Genomic DNA, 15,980 nt, shown 5'->3' with positions numbered 1-15,980 from the left:
CGACAAGATCCGCCGTCCCGGAAGGTGACCGAGGTCACCCGCCGGCGGCGCGGCTCAGTGGGTGTGCGGGGGGACGGTGGGGCCCTCGCTGGCCTGCACGAGGACGAAGCCCTGGCCCTGGTAGGCGAGCTGCATGGCCTCGCCGCTGCCGCGGCCGATGAGCGCGGCGGCCTTGAAGGTGCGGTTGACGCCGACCTGGAGGCTGGTGCTCCACGCCACCGCGGACTGGCCGTCGGCGAACGTCGGGGCCCGGCCGCAGTCGAGCATGACGGGCGTGCCGTGCGTGGTGAGCGCCACGAAACCGGTGCCCTGGAGGGTGGTGTTGAACAGCCCGCCCGCCGCGATGCCGGCGCCCTGGACGCGCTGGATGTCGGACTGCAGGTGCGAGTCGTAGGCGAGGATGTTGGCGCCGTTGACGGTCAGCCCCTCGTTCTCCAGGTAGAACAGGTGGATGTCGGCGGCGTCGTGCGCGGCGAACAGCAGGCCCTGGCCGCGGACCCGCATCAGCGGGACGCCCTCGCCGGTGACGGCCTTCTTGATGAACTTGCCGATGCCTCCGGCGCCCTCGTAGTCGAACTCCATCTGGCCCTGGAAGGCGACCATGGAGCCCTGCCGGGCCAGGACGTCCCCGTTGAGGTGGACGCGGAGCATCTTGGAGTTCTGGAGGGCGAAGTGACCGGGGAGCTGCTGCCCCTGGTCCATGTTTCCGAAGAACTGGCTGCGCATAGTCGGGGGTTCTGCCTCTCACGTCGTGATCGTTCTGGAGGTCCGCCAGCATAACGACGGTGTGTGACCGGTACGACGTGAAGTGAGCGGCGTTCGGTTCCCGGCCGTCAGCCCCGGTCCGGGACGTCGCGGCCGTGCGGGGCCGTCCAGTCGGTCAGCGGGCCCTTCGGCACGACACCGGACGGGTTGATGTTGCGCTGCGTCACGTAGTAGTGGCGCTTGATGTGGTCGAGGTTCGTCGTCTCGCCGAACGCGGGTACCGAGTACAGGTCGCGCGCGTAGGCCCACAGGTTCGGGTAATCGACGAGGCGGCGCAGGTTGCATTTGAAGTGCGCGTAATAGACGGCGTCGAAGCGGGCGAGCGTCGGGTAGAGGCGGACGTCGGCCTCGGTGATGCGGTCGCCGAACAGGTAGCGGCGCCCGGCGAGCCGTTCCTCCAGCTGGTCGAAAGTGGCGAAGAGCGCGTCGAAGGCGTCCTCGTAGGCGTCCTGCGCGGTGGCGAACCCGGCCTTGTAGACGCCGTTGTTCACCGTGTTGTAGACGAGGTCGTTGAGCTCGTCGATCTCGGGCCGCAGCGCCTCCGGGTAAAGGTCGGGCGCGCCGGGGCGGTGGAACGCGGTGAACTCGGTCTCCAGCATCGTGGTGATGGTGGGGAAGTCGTTGGTGACCAGGCGTTCCGTCACGGTGTCCCAGATGCACGGGACGGTGTAGCGGCCCTCGAAGGACGGGTCGCTCGCCAGGTAGAGCTCCGACAGGAACACGGCGCCGGTCACCGGGTCGCGTTCGGGGAGCCGCCAGCCGCGCTCGTCCCGGATCGGGTCGACGACGGCCACGGGCAGCGCGACCTCCAGGCCCAGCAGCCGCCGGACGATCAGGGAGCGGTGCGCCCACGGGCAGGCGTAGGAGACGAACAGCCGGTAGCGGCGCGGCTCGGCGGGCAGGCCGCTCGACCCGTCCGCCGTGATCCGGCCGGTGAACCGGTTCGGCTGCCGTTCGAAGCGGCCCCGCTCGACTTCCTGTGCGGTCATGTCCGGTTCCTTCCGAAAGTCGGTGCCGCGGTGCGACCTCTGGGGAGGTGCGCCGTCCGGCGGCTGCGACCCGGGGAGGAGACGGGCGCCTGGTCCGCGCACCGCCTCGGCCACCGGCAAGTCGTCCTTTCGGTGGATCCTGGCGCACCGGCCCCGCGCATACGATAACCGTCGGTGGCCCGCGTCAAACGGCGCCGACGACCACCGCACGGCACGCAGCAGGGGCCGGCCCGCCGGAGACGGCCCCGGACGGACGAGATGGCGGGGGACCATGCTCGAGACTTTCAACAGCCTGACGGACGGTCTGCCGCCGGGCCTGGTCTACGGCCTGATCGCCGCGCTGGTGTTCGCGGAGGCGGCGCTGTTCGTCGGGTTCGTCTTCCCCGGCGAGACGGCGGTGGTGGTCGGCGGCGTGCTGGCCAGCCAGGGCACGCTCTCGCTGCCGCTGCTGCTGGTCATCGCGATCGTCGCGGCGGTCGCCGGCGACTCGGTCGGCTACGAGATCGGCAAGAAGTACGGGCCGCGGCTGCTGGACATCCGCGCGGTGTCCAAGCACCGCGCGAAGGTGGAGGCCGCGCAGGACCTGATCCGGCGGCGCGGCGCCGTGGCGGTGTTCATCGGCCGCTTCACGGCCCTGCTGAGGGCGCTGATGCCGGCGCTGGCCGGCAGCTCCCGGCTCCCGTATCCGAAGTTCCTGCTGTTCAACTTCATCGGCGGCGTCACGTGGGTGGTGACGTTCACGCTCGGCGGCTACTTCGCCGGGGAGGCGTTCGACCGCGCCGCGCAGTGGGCCGGGCGGGGGCTGGCGATCGGGCTCGCGGTGATCGCGGTCGTCGCGATCGTGGTGTGGAGCGTCCGCAAGCACCGCCGCGAGGCGGAGGAGGAGCCCGGGGAGGCCGACGGCGCCGGGGCGGAGTCCCGCGTGGAGCAGACCCTGCCCTAGCGGTCACAGGCCGCCCGGAGCGGGGATCTCCATCCGGCCGGTGACCGGCGGCAGGTCCAGGTAGGTGCGGATGCCGGGCTCGGCGGCGCACAGCACGGGGATCGTGTTGAGCGCGTGCGCGGCGGCGGCCGAGACCTCGTCGGACACCCACTCGTCGTCGGTGGTGAAGGTGATGGACGGGCGGCCGTGCACCCGCACCGAGTGGCCGGGGTCGCCCCAGTCGGGGATCCGCGCGGCGTCCGCCTTGTGGATCACCTCGACGCTGATCACCGGCCGGCCGCCGGCCAGCCCGCTGAACGTCCAGCGGGCCGCGGCGACCGTGCCGCGCGGGATCCGGCCGGCGGTGATCTCCAGGTCGGTGCCGGCGAGCCGGTGGTCGACGTCCACGTCGATCTCGTCCAGGTCCACGCCGAGCCCCGCGGCGACCAGGTGCAGGCTCTCGGTGTAGAGCGAGCGCATCGCGGTGCGGGCGGGGCGCAGCGAGCGCAGGAACGCGTCCTCGTCCCGGCCGAAGCCGAGCATGTGGTGGATCATCCGCCAGGACGGGTGGCGGGCGAAGTCCGAGCACTCGCGCGAGTAGACGTGGGTGATGCGGCGGGTCAGCCGCGACAGCACGAGCGGCATCACGTCCGCCATGAACCCGGTGTTGAAGCCGGTCCCGTGCACGGAGGAGCCGCCGCGCTTGCAGGCCTGCTCCAGCTCGTTCACCAGGGCGGGCCCGTGCGCCTGCGGGTAGACCAGGCCGTTCATGCAGATCACGTTCTTGCCGGACGCCAGCAGCGCGCAGACCGTGTCGAGGTCGCCGAGCGGGTCGCCGGCCCGTCCGGGCGCGTACACGACGCAGTCGGCGTCCAGGCCGAGGACGGTGTCGAGGTCGCGGGTGGCGGTGACGCCGGTGGGCGGGCGGCCGGCCAGCAGCCCGGCGTCGGCGCCGTCCTTGGCCGGGGTGTGCACCCAGACGCCGGCGAGTTCCAGGCCGGGCCGGTCGAGCACGCCGCGGATCACCGCGCGGCCGAGCGTGCCGGTCGCCCACTGCACGACGCGGTACGGGCGGGGGCCGGTGCTCGGCGCGTCGGCAGGGCTCATCGGGACGGGACCTCCGGTGTCGAGGCGGCGCCTGTGCGGACCGGGCCGGGTTGCGCGGGTGGGTGTGGACACTACGCCGTACGTTCCGGGAAATGCGGCATTTGTCGCAAGTTTCGCTGAAGTCCCAGCACCCCCCCGTGCTTGCTCGCGCCCCACGGCGGGGAGGCCTCCGAGGGGGCCGCGGCCGAGCGGGATTCGGTTTAGTGGTACCACTGGGTAACCCCCGGATGATTACCTGGGGGCGTAGTCGGTGCGATGTGAGGAGACAGGGATGTCGGAACTGCGCTACGACGGCCGGGTCGCGGTCGTGACCGGGGCGGGCCACGGCCTCGGCCGCCAGCACGCGCTGGAACTCGCCGCGCGCGGTGCGAAGGTCGTCGTCAACGACCTCGGCGGCGACCGGTCCGGTGTCGGCGCCTCGGCGGGCCCCGCGCAGGAGGTCGTGGACGAGATCAAGAAGAACGGCGGCGAGGCCGTCGCCAACCCCGACAACGTGGCGACCCCGGAGGGCGCGCAGGCGATCGTCCAGACCGCGCTGGACGCGTTCGGCAAGCTCGACATCGTCGTCAACAACGCGGGCATCCTGCGCGACAGGTCGTTCAAGAACATGTCCGTCGAGGAGTTCGACTCGGTCATCGCCGTGCACCTGCGCGGCTCGTTCCTGGTCTCCAGCGCCGCCTGGCCGCACCTGCGCGACAACGCCTACGGCCGCATCGTCAACACCTCGTCGCCCGCCGGCCTGTTCGGCAACTTCGGCCAGGCCAACTACGCCACCGCGAAGATGGGCCTCGTCGGCTTCACCAAGACCCTCGCGCAGGAGGGCGCCAAGTACAACATCAAGGCCAACGCGATCGCCCCCGTCGCCTGGACCCGGATGACCGAGGACCTGCTCCCCGCCGACTTCGCCGACAAGCTCGGCGTCGACCAGGTCACCCCGCTCGTCGCCTTCCTCGTGCACGAGTCCAACGAGGACACCGGCGAGGTCTACACCGTCGGCGGCGGCCGGATCGCGAAGATCTTCGTGGCGGAGGGCCCCGGCTACGGGCAGAAGGAGACCCTCTCCGTCGAGGCCGTCCGGGACAACTGGGCCGCGATCAACGCCGCCGAGCCCCTCGCGGTGTTCAAGAACCCGATGGAGCAGATGGGCCCGCTCATCCAGCAGCTGACCTCCTGAGCCGTTGGACGGGATCAGGCTCGACCGGCGGGACGGGGTGCTCACCATCGCCCTGTCCCGCCCGGAGCGGCTCAACGCCGTCGACGGCGCGCTGACCGAGCGGATGCTGGACGTCCTCAACGAGCTGCAGCGCGACCCGGACACCCGGGTCGTCGTGCTCACCGGGGACGGCCGCGGCTTCTGCTCGGGCATGGACATCCAGGGCGGCGACCCGGGCCGGGAGACCAAGGAGGGCCGCGCGCAGCGGCTCTACCGCGGCATCGCCCGCGGCGGCGAGGTCACCGCGCGGCTGCGGGAGATCCCGCAGCCGGTGATCGCGGCGCTGCACGGCCCCGTCGCGGGCATGGGCGTCTCCTGGGCGCTCGCCTGCGACCTGCGGGTCGCCGACCCGACCACCCGGTTCGTCGTCCCGTTCGTCGACCTCGGCCTCTCGGCGGGGGACTGCGGGCTGTCCTGGCTGCTGCCGCGCCTCGCCGGCCCGGCGAAGGCCGCCGAGATCGCCTACCGGGCGCAGCGCCTCGACGCGTCCCGCGCCGAGGCCCTCGGCCTCGTCACCGAGATCTGCGCGGAGGGCGCCGACCTCGCCGCCGCGCAGGCCCTCGCCGACGAGCTGCTGGCCAAGTCCCCGTACGGGCTGAGCCGGACCAAGGAACTGCTGAACATGTCCCTGGACGTCCCCGGCCTGCGCCGGCAGATCGCCGCGGAGACCGGCGTCCAGGCCCTGGCCTTCTTCACCGAGGACCTGGCCGAGGGCATGACCGCCACGATGCAGAAACGCCCCCCGGAGTTCAAGAACCGCTAGCCGTTCCGAACCTCCGGCCGGGCCCCTAAAGGGCTCGGCCGGAGGCGTTTGACGGACTAGTCGGCCAGCGCCATCGAGAGCGCCTCGACGTAGCGGAGGGCGGCGAGACGGGCCAGGGCCGGGTGGGCGCCGAGGGGGGACGCGTGGGCGGCGCCGACGGCGGCGGCCGCGGCGGGCACCAGGCGGCCCTCCGGCTCGGGGCCGATGAGGTGCGGCGCGACGGCGACCGACGCGGCGCCGGCGGCGCGCAGCTGCTCGGCGGCGGCGCGGACGCCCGCCTCGTCGGCGAGGGAGGCGGTGAAGACGGGCGCGGCGAGCCGGGAGGCCAGCAGCACGCTGGTGACCTCGGCCTGCCGGACGGCGGTGGCGTCGCCGGGGGTGGCGACGATGACGCCGGTCGCGGCGGTCACCATCGTCATCATCCGGATCCGGTCGGCGCGGGCGAGGCCGGCGTCGGCGAGCCGGTCGTGCAGCGCCTCGGCGATGAGCGGGTGCGGGCCGAGCGGCTCGGCGGCGACGGCGCGCACCGGCGCGGCGGCGACGGCGGCGCGGACGGCGGCGTCCAGGGCCGGGTCGGGCCCGGTGGACAGCGGCACCACCACGGCCGCGAGCTCGTCCTGCGGCGCGCGCATCCCGCCGAGGAGGGCGCGCAGGTGCCCCTCGTCGCCGTCCAGGTGCCCGACGTAGGCGGGCTGGCCGGTGTGCTCGATCTCGACGAGCCTGGCGAGCTCGGCGGCGAGCTCGGCGCCGCCCTGCCGGGCGGGGCCGGGTACGGCCAGGATGAGCGCGGGGGATCCGGGGGGCAGCAGGAAGGATTCGTCGCCGCGGTGCCGGCCGCCGCGGGGGGCGCGGCGGCGTCGCGACGGAAGTGCCTCGGATGCCTGGCTTTCGGGACTCACGGCGGGAATGGTAACGCTCCCGGGGGCGGGAGTCGGCCTCCCGCTCCGGCCGTTCGATCCGGGCGCGCCGTGGCTGCCTGTACTGATCGTCGGTCTCCCTCCCGTGCCGGGCCGCGATCGGCGGGCGAAACAGCAGAGTATGGCCCATCGGCGCCCCGCAACAGAGGGAAATGACGCAGATGTTCCGATTTGTCGCTAACTGATGCGAGTTCGGAATATGGACGAAAGGTGGCCAAGGGGTTGCGGAGGCGTCGCGTCGCGCCTCTATGATCGGGCCACCCTACGTGCCGGAACGTCCGAGGTCCCATGAGAACCGCACGCACGCGCCCGATCCGGTCCAAGGTCGCCGCGCTCCTTCTCGTTCCGCTCGTTTCGCTGGTCGCGATCTGGGTCTACGCCGCCGACCTCACCGGCCGCGCCGCCCTCGCCCAGCGCAAATACCACACGCTGAACGAGCAGTTCGCCGCGTCCGGCCAGGGCCTGCTGGTGGAGCTCGGCAAGGAGCGGCAGGCGTCGGTGGTGTACCTCAGCGGGCCGCGCAAGGCCGCGGCCACGCCCGCCGGCCTCACCGCGCAGCGCGCCCGCCTCGACAAGGCCGTGGCCACCTTCCGCCGCACCTCCACCTCCGACGCCGCGCGCGGCGCCACCACGGCCGAGATGCGGTCGCGGGTCACGGACGTGCTGAAGGCGCTCGGCGGGCTCGGCGAACTGCGCGCCTCCGTCGACGCCCGCAGGATCGACCGGCTGGCCGCCGTCAACGACTACAGCAGCATGGTCGACGTGATGCACCGGCTGTACGACAGCCTGATCGTCATCGACGACGCGTCCCTCTACAACTGGACGCTGTCCGACCGCTCCGCGGGGCGCGCGATGGAACTGCTGCAGCGGGAGAACGCGCTGGTCGCCGGCGCGCTCGTCACGCACGGCCGGATGACCGCAGCCGAGCACCGCACGTTCCTGGAGATGCTCGGCGAGCAGCGCTGGCAGTGGCAGCGGCAGCGCTCGCTGGCCGACCCGAAGACCTACGCGCGGCTGACCGCGCCGGTGTTCGCCTCGAACCAGTACCACGCGTACAAGGACATCGAGGACCAGATCGCCGCGCACGACCGCGGGCCGCTGCCGATCAGCACCTGGCAGTGGCAGGAGACCGCGCAGCCGCTGGTGCTGTCGGTCAACAAGATGATCATGGACAACACCAACCAGGCCGCGGCACGCGCCGACCGGCTCGGCCGGGACGCCTACGTCCGGCTCGGCGTCGTCGGCGGCGCCGGCCTGCTGGTGATCATCATGTCGGTGCTGCTGGTGGTGCGGTTCGGCCGCGGCGTCGTCCGCGAGCTCGTCGGGCTGCGCGGCTCCGCCGAGGAACTGGCGGACGAGCGGCTGCCGCGGCTGGTCGACCGGCTGCGCCGCAACGAGCCGGTGGACGTCGAGGCGGAGGCGCCCGCGCTGCCGCGCGGCCGCACCACCGAGGTCGCCCGCCTCGCCGAGTCGTTCGCCAAGGTGCAGCGCACCGCCGTCGACGCCGCCGTCGGGCAGGCCGAGCTGCGCGCCGGCGTCAGCCGGATCTTCCTCAACATCGCCCGCCGCAACCAGTCGCTGCTGCACCGCCAGCTGACGATGCTGGACGGGCTGGAGAGCCGCGCCGAGGCCGACGACCTGGAGGCGCTGTTCCGCATCGACCACCTCACGACCCGCATGCGGCGGCACGCCGAGAGCCTCATCATCCTGTCCGGCGCCACCCCGGGACGCGGCTGGCGGCGGCCGGTGCACATCACCGACGTGCTGCGCGCCGCCGTCGCCGAGATCGAGGACTACACGCGGGCGGTGGTGCTGACCGAGTCCGAGGACGGCCTCGTCGGCTCCGCCGTCACCGACGTCGTGCACCTGCTGGCCGAGCTGCTGGAGAACGCGGCGTCGTTCTCGCCGCCCAACACCGAGGTGCGGGTGATGGCCGAGCGCGTCGGCACCGGGTTCGTCGTGGAGATCGAGGACCGCGGGCTCGGCGTGAAGCCGGAGACGCTCGCCGAGATCAACCGGCGGCTCGCCGAGCCGCCGGAGTTCGACCTGGTCGACACCGACCAGCTGGGGCTGTTCGTGGTCGCCCGGCTGGCCGCCCGGCACGGCATCGACGTCTCGCTGCACCGCTCCCCGTACGGGGGCGTGACCGCGATCGTGCTGATGCCGCACGAGCTCGTGGTGCCGGCCGACCGGATGGACGACGACGGCCTCCCGCTCGACGGCGACGCGCCGGACACGCCGGCGGTCGAGGCGCCCGCGGCCACCGGCGAGCCGGCGGACCACCGGGACGGAGCCGCCCCGGCCCCGGACGCCCCCGCCCCGGACGCCGCCGCCCCGGACGCCGCCGGCGCCGAACCGGTCGGTGCAGGGCCGGCGTTCATGGGCACCCCGTACACCGACGTGCCCTTCGGCGGGCCGCCGCGCCCGGAGGTCGTCACGCGCGCCGAGGTCGTCCCGGACATCGGGGTGTTCGCCCGCCGCGCCCCCGCGCGCGACGAACCGGCGCGTCCCGGCCCGGGATGGCCCGAGCCGGTGCCGCTGCGCGAGGCGCCGCCCGTCCTGCCGCAGCTCGCCGGCCCGGCGAACCCGTGGGGTAATCCGGAGGAACCCCGCGCGCCGCGCGGTGCGTCCGCGAACCCGTGGTCCGACGACCCCGCGGACGGCGTGCCGGCGAGCGCGGAAGGCGCCGCGCCGGACGACGCGTCCGCCGCGGACGGCTGGGAGCCCGCGCCCGTGTACGGGTCCGGCGTCCGCGTGCCGAACGCGCCGGGCCGCACGCCACCGGACGACGCCCGGCCGGACGAGACGCTGAGGGACGGCGCGCTCCCTGACGGCGCACTCCCGGACGGTACGGAACGGCACGGTGCGCGTCCGGGCGATGACGCGGCGGTCAACGACGGGCCCGGGGACGGTACCGTCGTCGGCGGCGAGCGCTCTCGGGGCGCGGAGGGCGGGCATCCCGCCGGGACCCACGCGGGGCTGCCCCGCCGGGTCCGGCAGGAGAACCTGGCACCGCAGCTGCGCAAGGAGCCGCGGCCGCTGCCTCCTCCGGTGGGCGGCGGCACGGCCGGCGGGATCGCGAGGTCCCCCGAGGAGGCGCGCTCGCTGATGGCCTCGGTACAGCAGGGATGGCGGCGCGGACGCGCGTCCGATGGGGAGGATGAGGGGACCCGATGATGCACAACACGGTCACCGGCGAGCTCAACTGGCTGCTCAACGACTTCGCCGAGCGTGTCATGAGCGTGCGGCAGGCGGTGATCCTGTCCCGCGACGGGCTCGCGGTCGCCGCGTCCAGCGAGCTGAGCCGCGAGGACGCCGAGCACCTGTCCGCGCTGGCGTCCGGCGTGCAGAGCCTGGCCCGCGGCGCCGGCCGGCACTTCGCGGGCGGCAACGTCCGCCAGACCATCATCGAGATGGACGCGCTGCTGCTGTTCGTCACCGCGGCCGGCGACGGCACCTGCCTGGCGGTGATCGCCGGGGCGGACGCCGACGCGGGCCTGGTCGCCTACGAGATGGCGGTGCTGGTCAAGCGGGTCGGGCAGCATCTGCAGGCCGCCCCGCGCTCCGAGCCGGCCGGCGGCGGGTTCGGCGCCGGTTTCGGCGGCGGATTCGGTGCGGGGGGTGCCGTCCCGCAGGGGCGGTGACCCCGGGCGGAGCCCGTCCGGGGAGATGTGGGGGGTCGTGCCCCTCGGGGAGGTGCTGACCGATGAACCCGTCGGCGGAGCGGTGGCTGGACCGGGAGGCCGGCCCGCTCGTCCGCCCCTACGCGCGGACCCGGGGCCGGACCCGTCCCGCGGGCGCGGGCTTCGACCTGATCGCGGTGGTCGCGGCCACCGGCGCGCAGCCGGGCGACCGGCTGCGCTACAGCCCCGACCACGCGCGGATCCTGCGCGGCTGCGCCCGCCCCGTCGCGGTCGTCGACCTGGCCTCGGAGTTCGGGCTGCCGCTCGGGGTCGTCCGGGTGCTGCTCGGCGACCTGCGCGACGAGGGGCTGATCGCGGTGGTGGACTCCGCCGCGCCCGCGGGCGGCCGCCCGGGGCGGGGCGTGCTGAGGGAGGTCCTCAATGGCCTACGCGCCCTCTGACCCCGGCACCGGCCCCGGGCCGGGCCCCGGCACCGGCACGGGCACCGGCCCCGCGGCCGGGCTCGCCGCCCGCCCGCTGGTCACCACCAAGATCCTCATCGCCGGCGGGTTCGGCGCGGGCAAGACCACGATGGTCGGCTCCATCAGCGAGATCCGGCCGCTGCACACCGAGGAGCCGCTGACCGACCGCGGCGTCGGCGTGGACGACGTCACCGGCGTGCGCACCAAGACGACCACGACCGTCGCCATGGACTTCGGCCGCATCACGCTCTCCGACCAGCTGCTGCTCTACCTGTTCGGCACCCCCGGCCAGGACCGCTTCTGGTTCATGTGGGACGAGCTGTCCGCCGGCGCGATCGGCGCGGTCGTGCTGGCCGACACCCGGCGGCTGACCGGCTGCTTCCCCGCCATCGACTACTTCGAGCGGCGCCGCCTGCCGTTCGTGGTGGCCGTCAACTGCTTCGACGGCGCCCGGCGCCACGACCCCCGCGACGTGGCGGTCGCGCTGGACCTCGACCCGGGCGTCCCGGTGCTGCTGTGCGACGCGCGCCGCCGCGACTCGTCCAAGCAGGTGCTCATCGCGCTGATGGAGCACGTGCTGAGCTGGCCGGACTCCGGCGGCCCCGCGGATGACGCTCGGTCACCTGATCGTCGCGGACCCGCGACGTAGTAGAGTCCCGCACACCCCCGTACATCCCGCTTCGGGAGGTTTCCCCCGCATGACTCACCCCCCATCGCCGAAAGCCACCGATGTGAGCATGGTCCACCAGCCGTGATGGCCTCCCGCTTCTCCTCGATCCGGGCGAGGATCACCCTGCTGGTCCTCGTGCCGCTGCTCGCGCTGGCCGCGCTGTGGATGTTCCTCACCGGCATCACCTACGGGGACGCCCACCAGCTGCTGCAGAGCCGCAAGTTCCAGCAGGAGGCGGTGCTGCCCACGCAGCGGCTGATGAACGCCCTGCAGAAGGAGCGCCGGCTGTCGATGGCGGACGCCGGCTCGGCCCGCGCGGTGGACCCGGACGTGCTGCGCGCGCAGCGGCAGGCGACCGACGGCGCCGTGCGGGACCTGCGGAAGGGCTTCGCGGACGGCGGGCTGCGCGACTCGATCCTGCCGGGCGTCGTCAAGCGGATGGACGACCTGCTGGCCAGGCTCGGCACGCTGGAGGCGACCCGGCGCGGCGTGGACGACCGGGCCTCCGGCCGCGCGGACGTGCTCGCCGACTACAGCGCCGTCATCGACGCGGGCTTCGCGATCTACAGCGCGACGACCCCGGCCAACGGGACCATCACCGCCGACGCCCGCACGCTCACCTCCGTCGGCCGCGGCCGGGAGTTCCTGTCCCGCGAGGACGCGCTGCTGACCGGCGCGCTCGCCGCCGGGCACCTGAGCGCGGCCGAGCGCGGCGAGTTCGCGCAGCTCGTCGGCGCGCAGCGGATGACGTACGCGGACAACGTCCCGAACCTGCCCGCCGTCGACCGCGCCCGCTACGAGCGCCTCACCGCCACCCCGCAGTTCGCGCAGCTGCGCAAGCTCGAGGACCAGGTGATCCGCGGCACCGAGCCGGCCCGGCCCGCGACGAAGAAGACGGCGCCCACGGGCGCGGCGGCCACCGGCACGGGGTCCGCGACCGGTGCCGCGGCGGGCAACCGGAACGCGGCGGCCGGACGGTCCGCGCGCACCGCGCGGGTGCAGCCCGTCGAGCCGTCCCAGTGGCGGACGGTCGCCGACAACGCCGACGACCGCCTCTACGACTTCGAGAACCGCAGCCTCGACGACGTCACCGGCCGGGCCCAGCACATCGCGGTCGGCGTGTTCGTCCGGCTCGGCGTCGCCGGCGGCCTCGGCCTGGTCGCGGTCGTGCTGTCCGCGCTGATCGCGATCCGGGTGTCGCGGCGGCTGCTGCGCGAGTGCCGCACGCTGGCCGGCGCGGTCGTCGACTTCACCCGCCGGCGGCTGCCGCTGCTGGCCGAGCAGGTCCGCGCGGGGCGTCCCGCCGAGCCCGAGCCGGCGCCCGGCGTCGACTTCCGGATCCGGGAGATCCGGCAGATCGCCGACTCCTTCGACCGGGCCCGCGAGGCGGTGCTGCTGGCCGCGGCCGGCGAGGTCGCGGCGCGGCGCGGGATCAGCGAGGTGTTCGTCAACCTCGCCCGCCGCAACCAGGCGCTGCTGCACCGCCAGCTCAGCCTGCTCGACACCATGGAGCGCCGCACCGAGGACCCGTCGGAGCTGTCGGACCTGTTCCGCCTCGACCACCTCGCCACCCGCATGCGCCGGCACGCCGAGGGCCTGGTCATCCTCGCCGGCAAGACGGCGGGCCGCGGTTGGCGCCGCCCGGTCCCGCTGGTGGACGTGGTGCGCGGGGCGGTCGCCGAGGTCGAGGACTACCCGCGCGTCCGGGTGCAGCCGCTGCCGCGGATCGCGCTGCTCGGCTCCGCCGTCGCCGACGTCATCCACCTGCTCGCCGAGGTGGTGGAGAACGCCACCACGTTCTCGCCGCCGCAGTCGCCGGTGCGGGTCAGCGGGCACCCGGTCGCCAACGGCTTCGCGATCGAGGTGGAGGACCGCGGCCTCGGCATGACCGACGAGGCGCTGCGCGCGGCGAACGCCCGGCTGGACGACCCGCCGGAGTTCGACCCGTCCGACAGCGCCCAGCTCGGCCTGTTCGTCGTGGCGCGGCTGGCCGAGCGGCACGACATCAAGGTGACGCTGCGGCAGTCGCCGTACGGAGGCACCACCGCGATCGCGCTGATCCCCGGCGCCCTCATCGTGGACACCGCGGACCAGGAGCCGGTCTCGCGCCGCAACACCGGCCCGATGCGGCTGCCCGCCGCGAGCACGGCCGGCGCCCTGTCGGCGGCCGCCGCGCCCGCGGTGGAGCAGGGCGGTATCGTCCGGCTGGTCGCCGAGGCCGAGCCCATGCGGGCCGAGCCGGTCCGGGCCGAGTCGGTCCGGGCAGAGCCGGTCCGGGCCGAGATGCCGGGGCCGACGCCGCTGCCGGAGCGCCGGAACGCGCGGCGCGACCAGCCGCGGACGGCACCGGACACCGCGCCCGCCCCGGCACGGGACACCGCACCGGATACCGCCCCGGACACCGCACGGGACACCGCCCCGGACGCCGCGCCCGCCACGCCGCCGGAGGCCGCGCCCGCCCCGGCGGAGGAGCCCGCACCGCCGCTGGCGGACGGCGAGCTTCCCAAGCGCCGCCGGCAGACGCACCTCGCGCCGCAACTGAAGCAGCGGGTGGACGCGCACCTCGCCGCGCGGGGGCAGGCGCCACCGCCCGCGCCCTCGCCGGAGCCGTCCATGCCGATGGCGGCCCCCGTCCCCGCCGACATGGCGCCGGCCGAACCCGCGGGCGCGCCCGCCGCGCCCCCCGCGCCCGCCGCGCCGTCCGCCGGCGCGCCCGGCGCCGGGACCGCTCCACCGGACGTCCCGGACGCGGCCCGCTCGCCCGAGACCATGCGATCGATGATGTCCGCCATGCAGCGCGGCTGGCAGCGCGGCAGGCGGGACGCGGCCGACGCCGAGGCGGAGGCCGCACCCAACCGAGGTGACCAGGAGGACGACGCCCCATGACAGAAGCCCAGCACTCCGGCGCGGAGGCCGCGGGCGGTACCGGCGGTGAGCTGAACTGGCTGCTGGACAGCCTCGTCCAGCGGGTCGCCCAGGTGCAGAACGCGGTGGTCCTGTCGAGCGACGGCCTGCGCATGGCCGCCTCCCGGGGGCTCGGCCAGGAGGCGTCCGACCATCTCGCGGCGGTCGCCGCCAGCTTCCAGAGCCTGGCCCGCGGCGCGGGCGAGTCGTTCGGCGGCGGCCCGGTCCGGCAGACCATCGTGGAGATGGAGTCGGCGTTCCTGTTCGTCACCGCCGCCGGCCGCGGCGCCTGCCTGGCGGTCCTCGCCGACGCCGACGCCGACCTCGGCATGATCGCCTACGAGATGGCGATGCTCGTCACCCGGGTCGGCCAGCACCTGTCGGCCAACCCGCGGGTGACCGCGGCCGAGGGCGGAGTGTGAGGTGGACGCGACCGAGGGTTCCGGGCCCGGGCGGCCGCACCGGCACGATCCCGGCGCGGCCGCCGGCGCCGCGGCCGCCGGCGGCACGGGCGGCACGGGATGGTTCGACGACGCCGCCGGGCCGGTCGTGCGCCCCTACGCGCTCACCGGCGGCCGCACCCACTACGCGGGCGTGGAGTTCGACCTCGTCGCGCTGATCGAGGCCGTCGACCCGCCGGAGGGCGCGGACCCGCACCCGGCCCTTCCGGCGTCCCCGTGGTCGCCGGAGCCGGAACATGACATGATCCTGGAGCTTTGCCGCACCCCGTTGTCGGTTGTCGAGATAGCGTCGGATCTGGAACTTCCCCTCGGGGTCGTCCGCGTCCTGCTCGGCGACCTGCTCGACCGTTCGCTGATACAGGTCCGGCGCCCCGCGCCGGTGGCGCAGTTCCCCAGCGAGCGCGTACTCAAGGAAGTGATCGATGGAATCCGTGCGCTCTGACGCGGCCGCCCGGGCGGGCGATTCCGCGCTGACCGTCAAGATCCTTGTGGCCGGTGGCTTCGGAGTCGGCAAGACCACCCTGGTGAGCGCGGTCAGCGAGATCCGTCCGCTGCGCACCGAGGAGGCGCTGACCGAGAAGAGCATCGGCATCGACGACACCACCGCGGTGTCGTCCAAGACCACCACGACCGTCGCGATGGACTTCGGGCGGATCACCCTGCCGAACGGCCTGGTGCTGTTCGTGTTCGGCACCCCCGGCCAGGACCGCTTCTGGTTCATGTGGGACGAGCTGGCCAAGGGCGCGCTCGGCGCGGTCGTGCTGGTCGACACCCGCCGGCTGGCCGACTGCTTCGCCTCGGTGGACTACTTCGAGCGGCGGGGCGTGCCGTTCATCATCGGGGTGAACCGGTTCGACGGCGCCGGGCGGCACACGCCCGACCAGGTCCGCGACGCCCTCGACCTGTCCCCGGACATCCCGGTCATCGACTGCGACGTCCGCGACCGGGAGGACGCCAAGCGCGTCCTCATCGCCCTCGTCGAGCACATCATGCGCACGATGAGCGGCTCCCGGCAGGCCGTCACGTACTGACACCCGCCAGATCCGGCCGAACGGCGGCCGGCGAACGAGCCCCGGTCCGGGCGTCCAACCCGGCCGGGGCTTTTTCACGGCCGACTTTGTCCTGCGACTGTGAAAAGTTTGATCGAGATGACCAAAAGGTCTT

General features: G+C 74.2%; 15 protein-coding genes. 11 read left to right on the top strand and 4 right to left on the bottom strand.

The window, feature by feature from the left end; genetic code table 11:
- Window positions 1–54 precede the first annotated feature (54 nt).
- Window positions 55–726 carry an AIM24 family protein gene (locus ACA514_RS10170; protein WP_344261644.1) on the bottom strand — a complete coding sequence of 224 codons (672 nt, stop codon included), beginning with the start codon at window positions 724–726 and terminating at the stop codon, window positions 55–57.
- A 107-nt stretch (window positions 727–833) separates the two neighbouring features.
- Entirely contained in the window at window positions 834–1,754 is a 921-nt protein-coding gene (locus tag ACA514_RS10165; RefSeq protein ID WP_375040798.1) for a glutathione S-transferase family protein, read from the bottom strand.
- Between the two features lie 271 nt (window positions 1,755–2,025).
- Here ACA514_RS10165 and ACA514_RS10160 point away from each other — a divergent pair, with 271 nt between their 5' ends.
- Complete coding sequence (locus tag ACA514_RS10160; RefSeq protein WP_375040797.1) at window positions 2,026–2,697, top strand: DedA family protein; 672 nt, start codon at window positions 2,026–2,028, stop codon at window positions 2,695–2,697.
- 3 nt (window positions 2,698–2,700) lie between these two features.
- On the opposite strand, the gene ACA514_RS10155 is transcribed toward ACA514_RS10160, so the two are convergent.
- A complete protein-coding gene (locus tag ACA514_RS10155) occupies window positions 2,701–3,783 on the bottom strand; it encodes a dihydrodipicolinate reductase (protein WP_375040796.1) in 1,083 nt (360 codons plus the stop codon).
- A gap of 271 nt (window positions 3,784–4,054) precedes the next feature.
- Between ACA514_RS10155 and ACA514_RS10150 the strand changes: the two genes are divergently transcribed.
- Together ACA514_RS10150 and ACA514_RS10145 are read left to right on the top strand one after the other, a co-directional pair.
- Complete coding sequence (locus ACA514_RS10150; RefSeq protein WP_375040795.1) at window positions 4,055–4,957, top strand: SDR family oxidoreductase; 903 nt, start codon at window positions 4,055–4,057, stop codon at window positions 4,955–4,957.
- A gap of 4 nt (window positions 4,958–4,961) precedes the next feature.
- Window positions 4,962–5,759: an enoyl-CoA hydratase/isomerase family protein gene (locus ACA514_RS10145; RefSeq protein WP_375040794.1), complete on the top strand. Its 798-nt coding sequence runs from the start codon at window positions 4,962–4,964 to the stop codon at window positions 5,757–5,759.
- Window positions 5,760–5,815: 56 nt separating this feature from the next.
- Here ACA514_RS10145 and ACA514_RS10140 read toward each other — a convergent pair whose 3' ends face one another.
- On the bottom strand, window positions 5,816–6,658 hold the full coding sequence (locus tag ACA514_RS10140) for a hypothetical protein (RefSeq protein ID WP_375040793.1): 843 nt from the start codon (window positions 6,656–6,658) through the stop codon (window positions 5,816–5,818).
- Window positions 6,659–6,964: 306 nt separating this feature from the next.
- Here ACA514_RS10140 and ACA514_RS10135 point away from each other — a divergent pair, with 306 nt between their 5' ends.
- From ACA514_RS10135 to ACA514_RS10100, 8 genes are all read left to right on the top strand, one after another.
- The gene (locus ACA514_RS10135; protein ID WP_375040792.1) at window positions 6,965–9,853 is read left to right on the top strand and encodes a nitrate- and nitrite sensing domain-containing protein; all 2,889 of its coding nucleotides are present in this window, start codon (window positions 6,965–6,967) and stop codon (window positions 9,851–9,853) included.
- Window positions 9,850–10,320 carry a roadblock/LC7 domain-containing protein gene (locus ACA514_RS10130; RefSeq protein ID WP_375040791.1) on the top strand — a complete coding sequence of 157 codons (471 nt, stop codon included), beginning with the start codon at window positions 9,850–9,852 and terminating at the stop codon, window positions 10,318–10,320. Before ACA514_RS10135 ends, ACA514_RS10130 begins: the two co-directional genes overlap by 4 nt.
- Before the next feature lie 62 nt (window positions 10,321–10,382).
- Window positions 10,383–10,760, top strand: a complete 378-nt coding sequence (locus tag ACA514_RS10125; RefSeq protein WP_344261663.1) for a DUF742 domain-containing protein — start codon at window positions 10,383–10,385, stop codon at window positions 10,758–10,760.
- The gene (locus ACA514_RS10120) at window positions 10,741–11,430 is read left to right on the top strand and encodes an ATP/GTP-binding protein (RefSeq protein WP_375040790.1); all 690 of its coding nucleotides are present in this window, start codon (window positions 10,741–10,743) and stop codon (window positions 11,428–11,430) included. Before ACA514_RS10125 ends, ACA514_RS10120 begins: the two co-directional genes overlap by 20 nt.
- Window positions 11,431–11,535: 105 nt before the next feature.
- Complete coding sequence (locus ACA514_RS10115; RefSeq protein ID WP_375041103.1) at window positions 11,536–14,337, top strand: nitrate- and nitrite sensing domain-containing protein; 2,802 nt, start codon at window positions 11,536–11,538, stop codon at window positions 14,335–14,337.
- Window positions 14,334–14,777 carry a roadblock/LC7 domain-containing protein gene (locus ACA514_RS10110; protein WP_375040789.1) on the top strand — a complete coding sequence of 148 codons (444 nt, stop codon included), beginning with the start codon at window positions 14,334–14,336 and terminating at the stop codon, window positions 14,775–14,777. Before ACA514_RS10115 ends, ACA514_RS10110 begins: the two co-directional genes overlap by 4 nt.
- A 1-nt stretch (window position 14,778) precedes the next feature.
- Window positions 14,779–15,258: a DUF742 domain-containing protein gene (locus tag ACA514_RS10105; protein WP_375040788.1), complete on the top strand. Its 480-nt coding sequence runs from the start codon at window positions 14,779–14,781 to the stop codon at window positions 15,256–15,258.
- Window positions 15,239–15,847: an ATP/GTP-binding protein gene (locus ACA514_RS10100; protein ID WP_375040787.1), complete on the top strand. Its 609-nt coding sequence runs from the start codon at window positions 15,239–15,241 to the stop codon at window positions 15,845–15,847. The genes ACA514_RS10105 and ACA514_RS10100 overlap by 20 nt, the downstream gene beginning before the upstream one ends.
- Window positions 15,848–15,980 lie beyond the last annotated feature (133 nt).

Source organism: Actinomadura sp. NTSP31 (assembly GCF_041951385.1).
GTDB classification, from domain to species: domain Bacteria; phylum Actinomycetota; class Actinomycetes; order Streptosporangiales; family Streptosporangiaceae; genus Spirillospora; species Spirillospora napierensis.
The sequence above is the reverse complement of the archived record's forward strand: the minus strand, read 5'-3'. Positions and strand labels throughout refer to the sequence as shown.

Bases quoted from the DNA above. Each gene is read 5' to 3' on its own strand.
- ACA514_RS10125 (WP_344261663.1), top strand. From the start codon at position 10,383: ATGAACCCGTCGGCGGAGCGGTGGCTGGACCGGGAGGCCGGCCCGCTC.
- ACA514_RS10110 (WP_375040789.1), top strand. From the start codon at position 14,334: ATGACAGAAGCCCAGCACTCCGGCGCGGAGGCCGCGGGCGGTACCGGC.
- ACA514_RS10115 (WP_375041103.1), top strand. From the start codon at position 11,536: ATGGCCTCCCGCTTCTCCTCGATCCGGGCGAGGATCACCCTGCTGGTC.
- ACA514_RS10100 (WP_375040787.1), top strand. From the start codon at position 15,239: ATGGAATCCGTGCGCTCTGACGCGGCCGCCCGGGCGGGCGATTCCGCG.
- ACA514_RS10160 (WP_375040797.1), top strand. From the start codon at position 2,026: ATGCTCGAGACTTTCAACAGCCTGACGGACGGTCTGCCGCCGGGCCTG.
- ACA514_RS10170 (WP_344261644.1), bottom strand. From the start codon at position 726: ATGCGCAGCCAGTTCTTCGGAAACATGGACCAGGGGCAGCAGCTCCCC.
- ACA514_RS10150 (WP_375040795.1), top strand. From the start codon at position 4,055: ATGTCGGAACTGCGCTACGACGGCCGGGTCGCGGTCGTGACCGGGGCG.
- ACA514_RS10155 (WP_375040796.1), bottom strand. From the start codon at position 3,783: ATGAGCCCTGCCGACGCGCCGAGCACCGGCCCCCGCCCGTACCGCGTC.
- ACA514_RS10120 (WP_375040790.1), top strand. From the start codon at position 10,741: ATGGCCTACGCGCCCTCTGACCCCGGCACCGGCCCCGGGCCGGGCCCC.
- ACA514_RS10130 (WP_375040791.1), top strand. From the start codon at position 9,850: ATGATGCACAACACGGTCACCGGCGAGCTCAACTGGCTGCTCAACGAC.
- ACA514_RS10135 (WP_375040792.1), top strand. From the start codon at position 6,965: ATGAGAACCGCACGCACGCGCCCGATCCGGTCCAAGGTCGCCGCGCTC.
- ACA514_RS10165 (WP_375040798.1), bottom strand. From the start codon at position 1,754: ATGACCGCACAGGAAGTCGAGCGGGGCCGCTTCGAACGGCAGCCGAAC.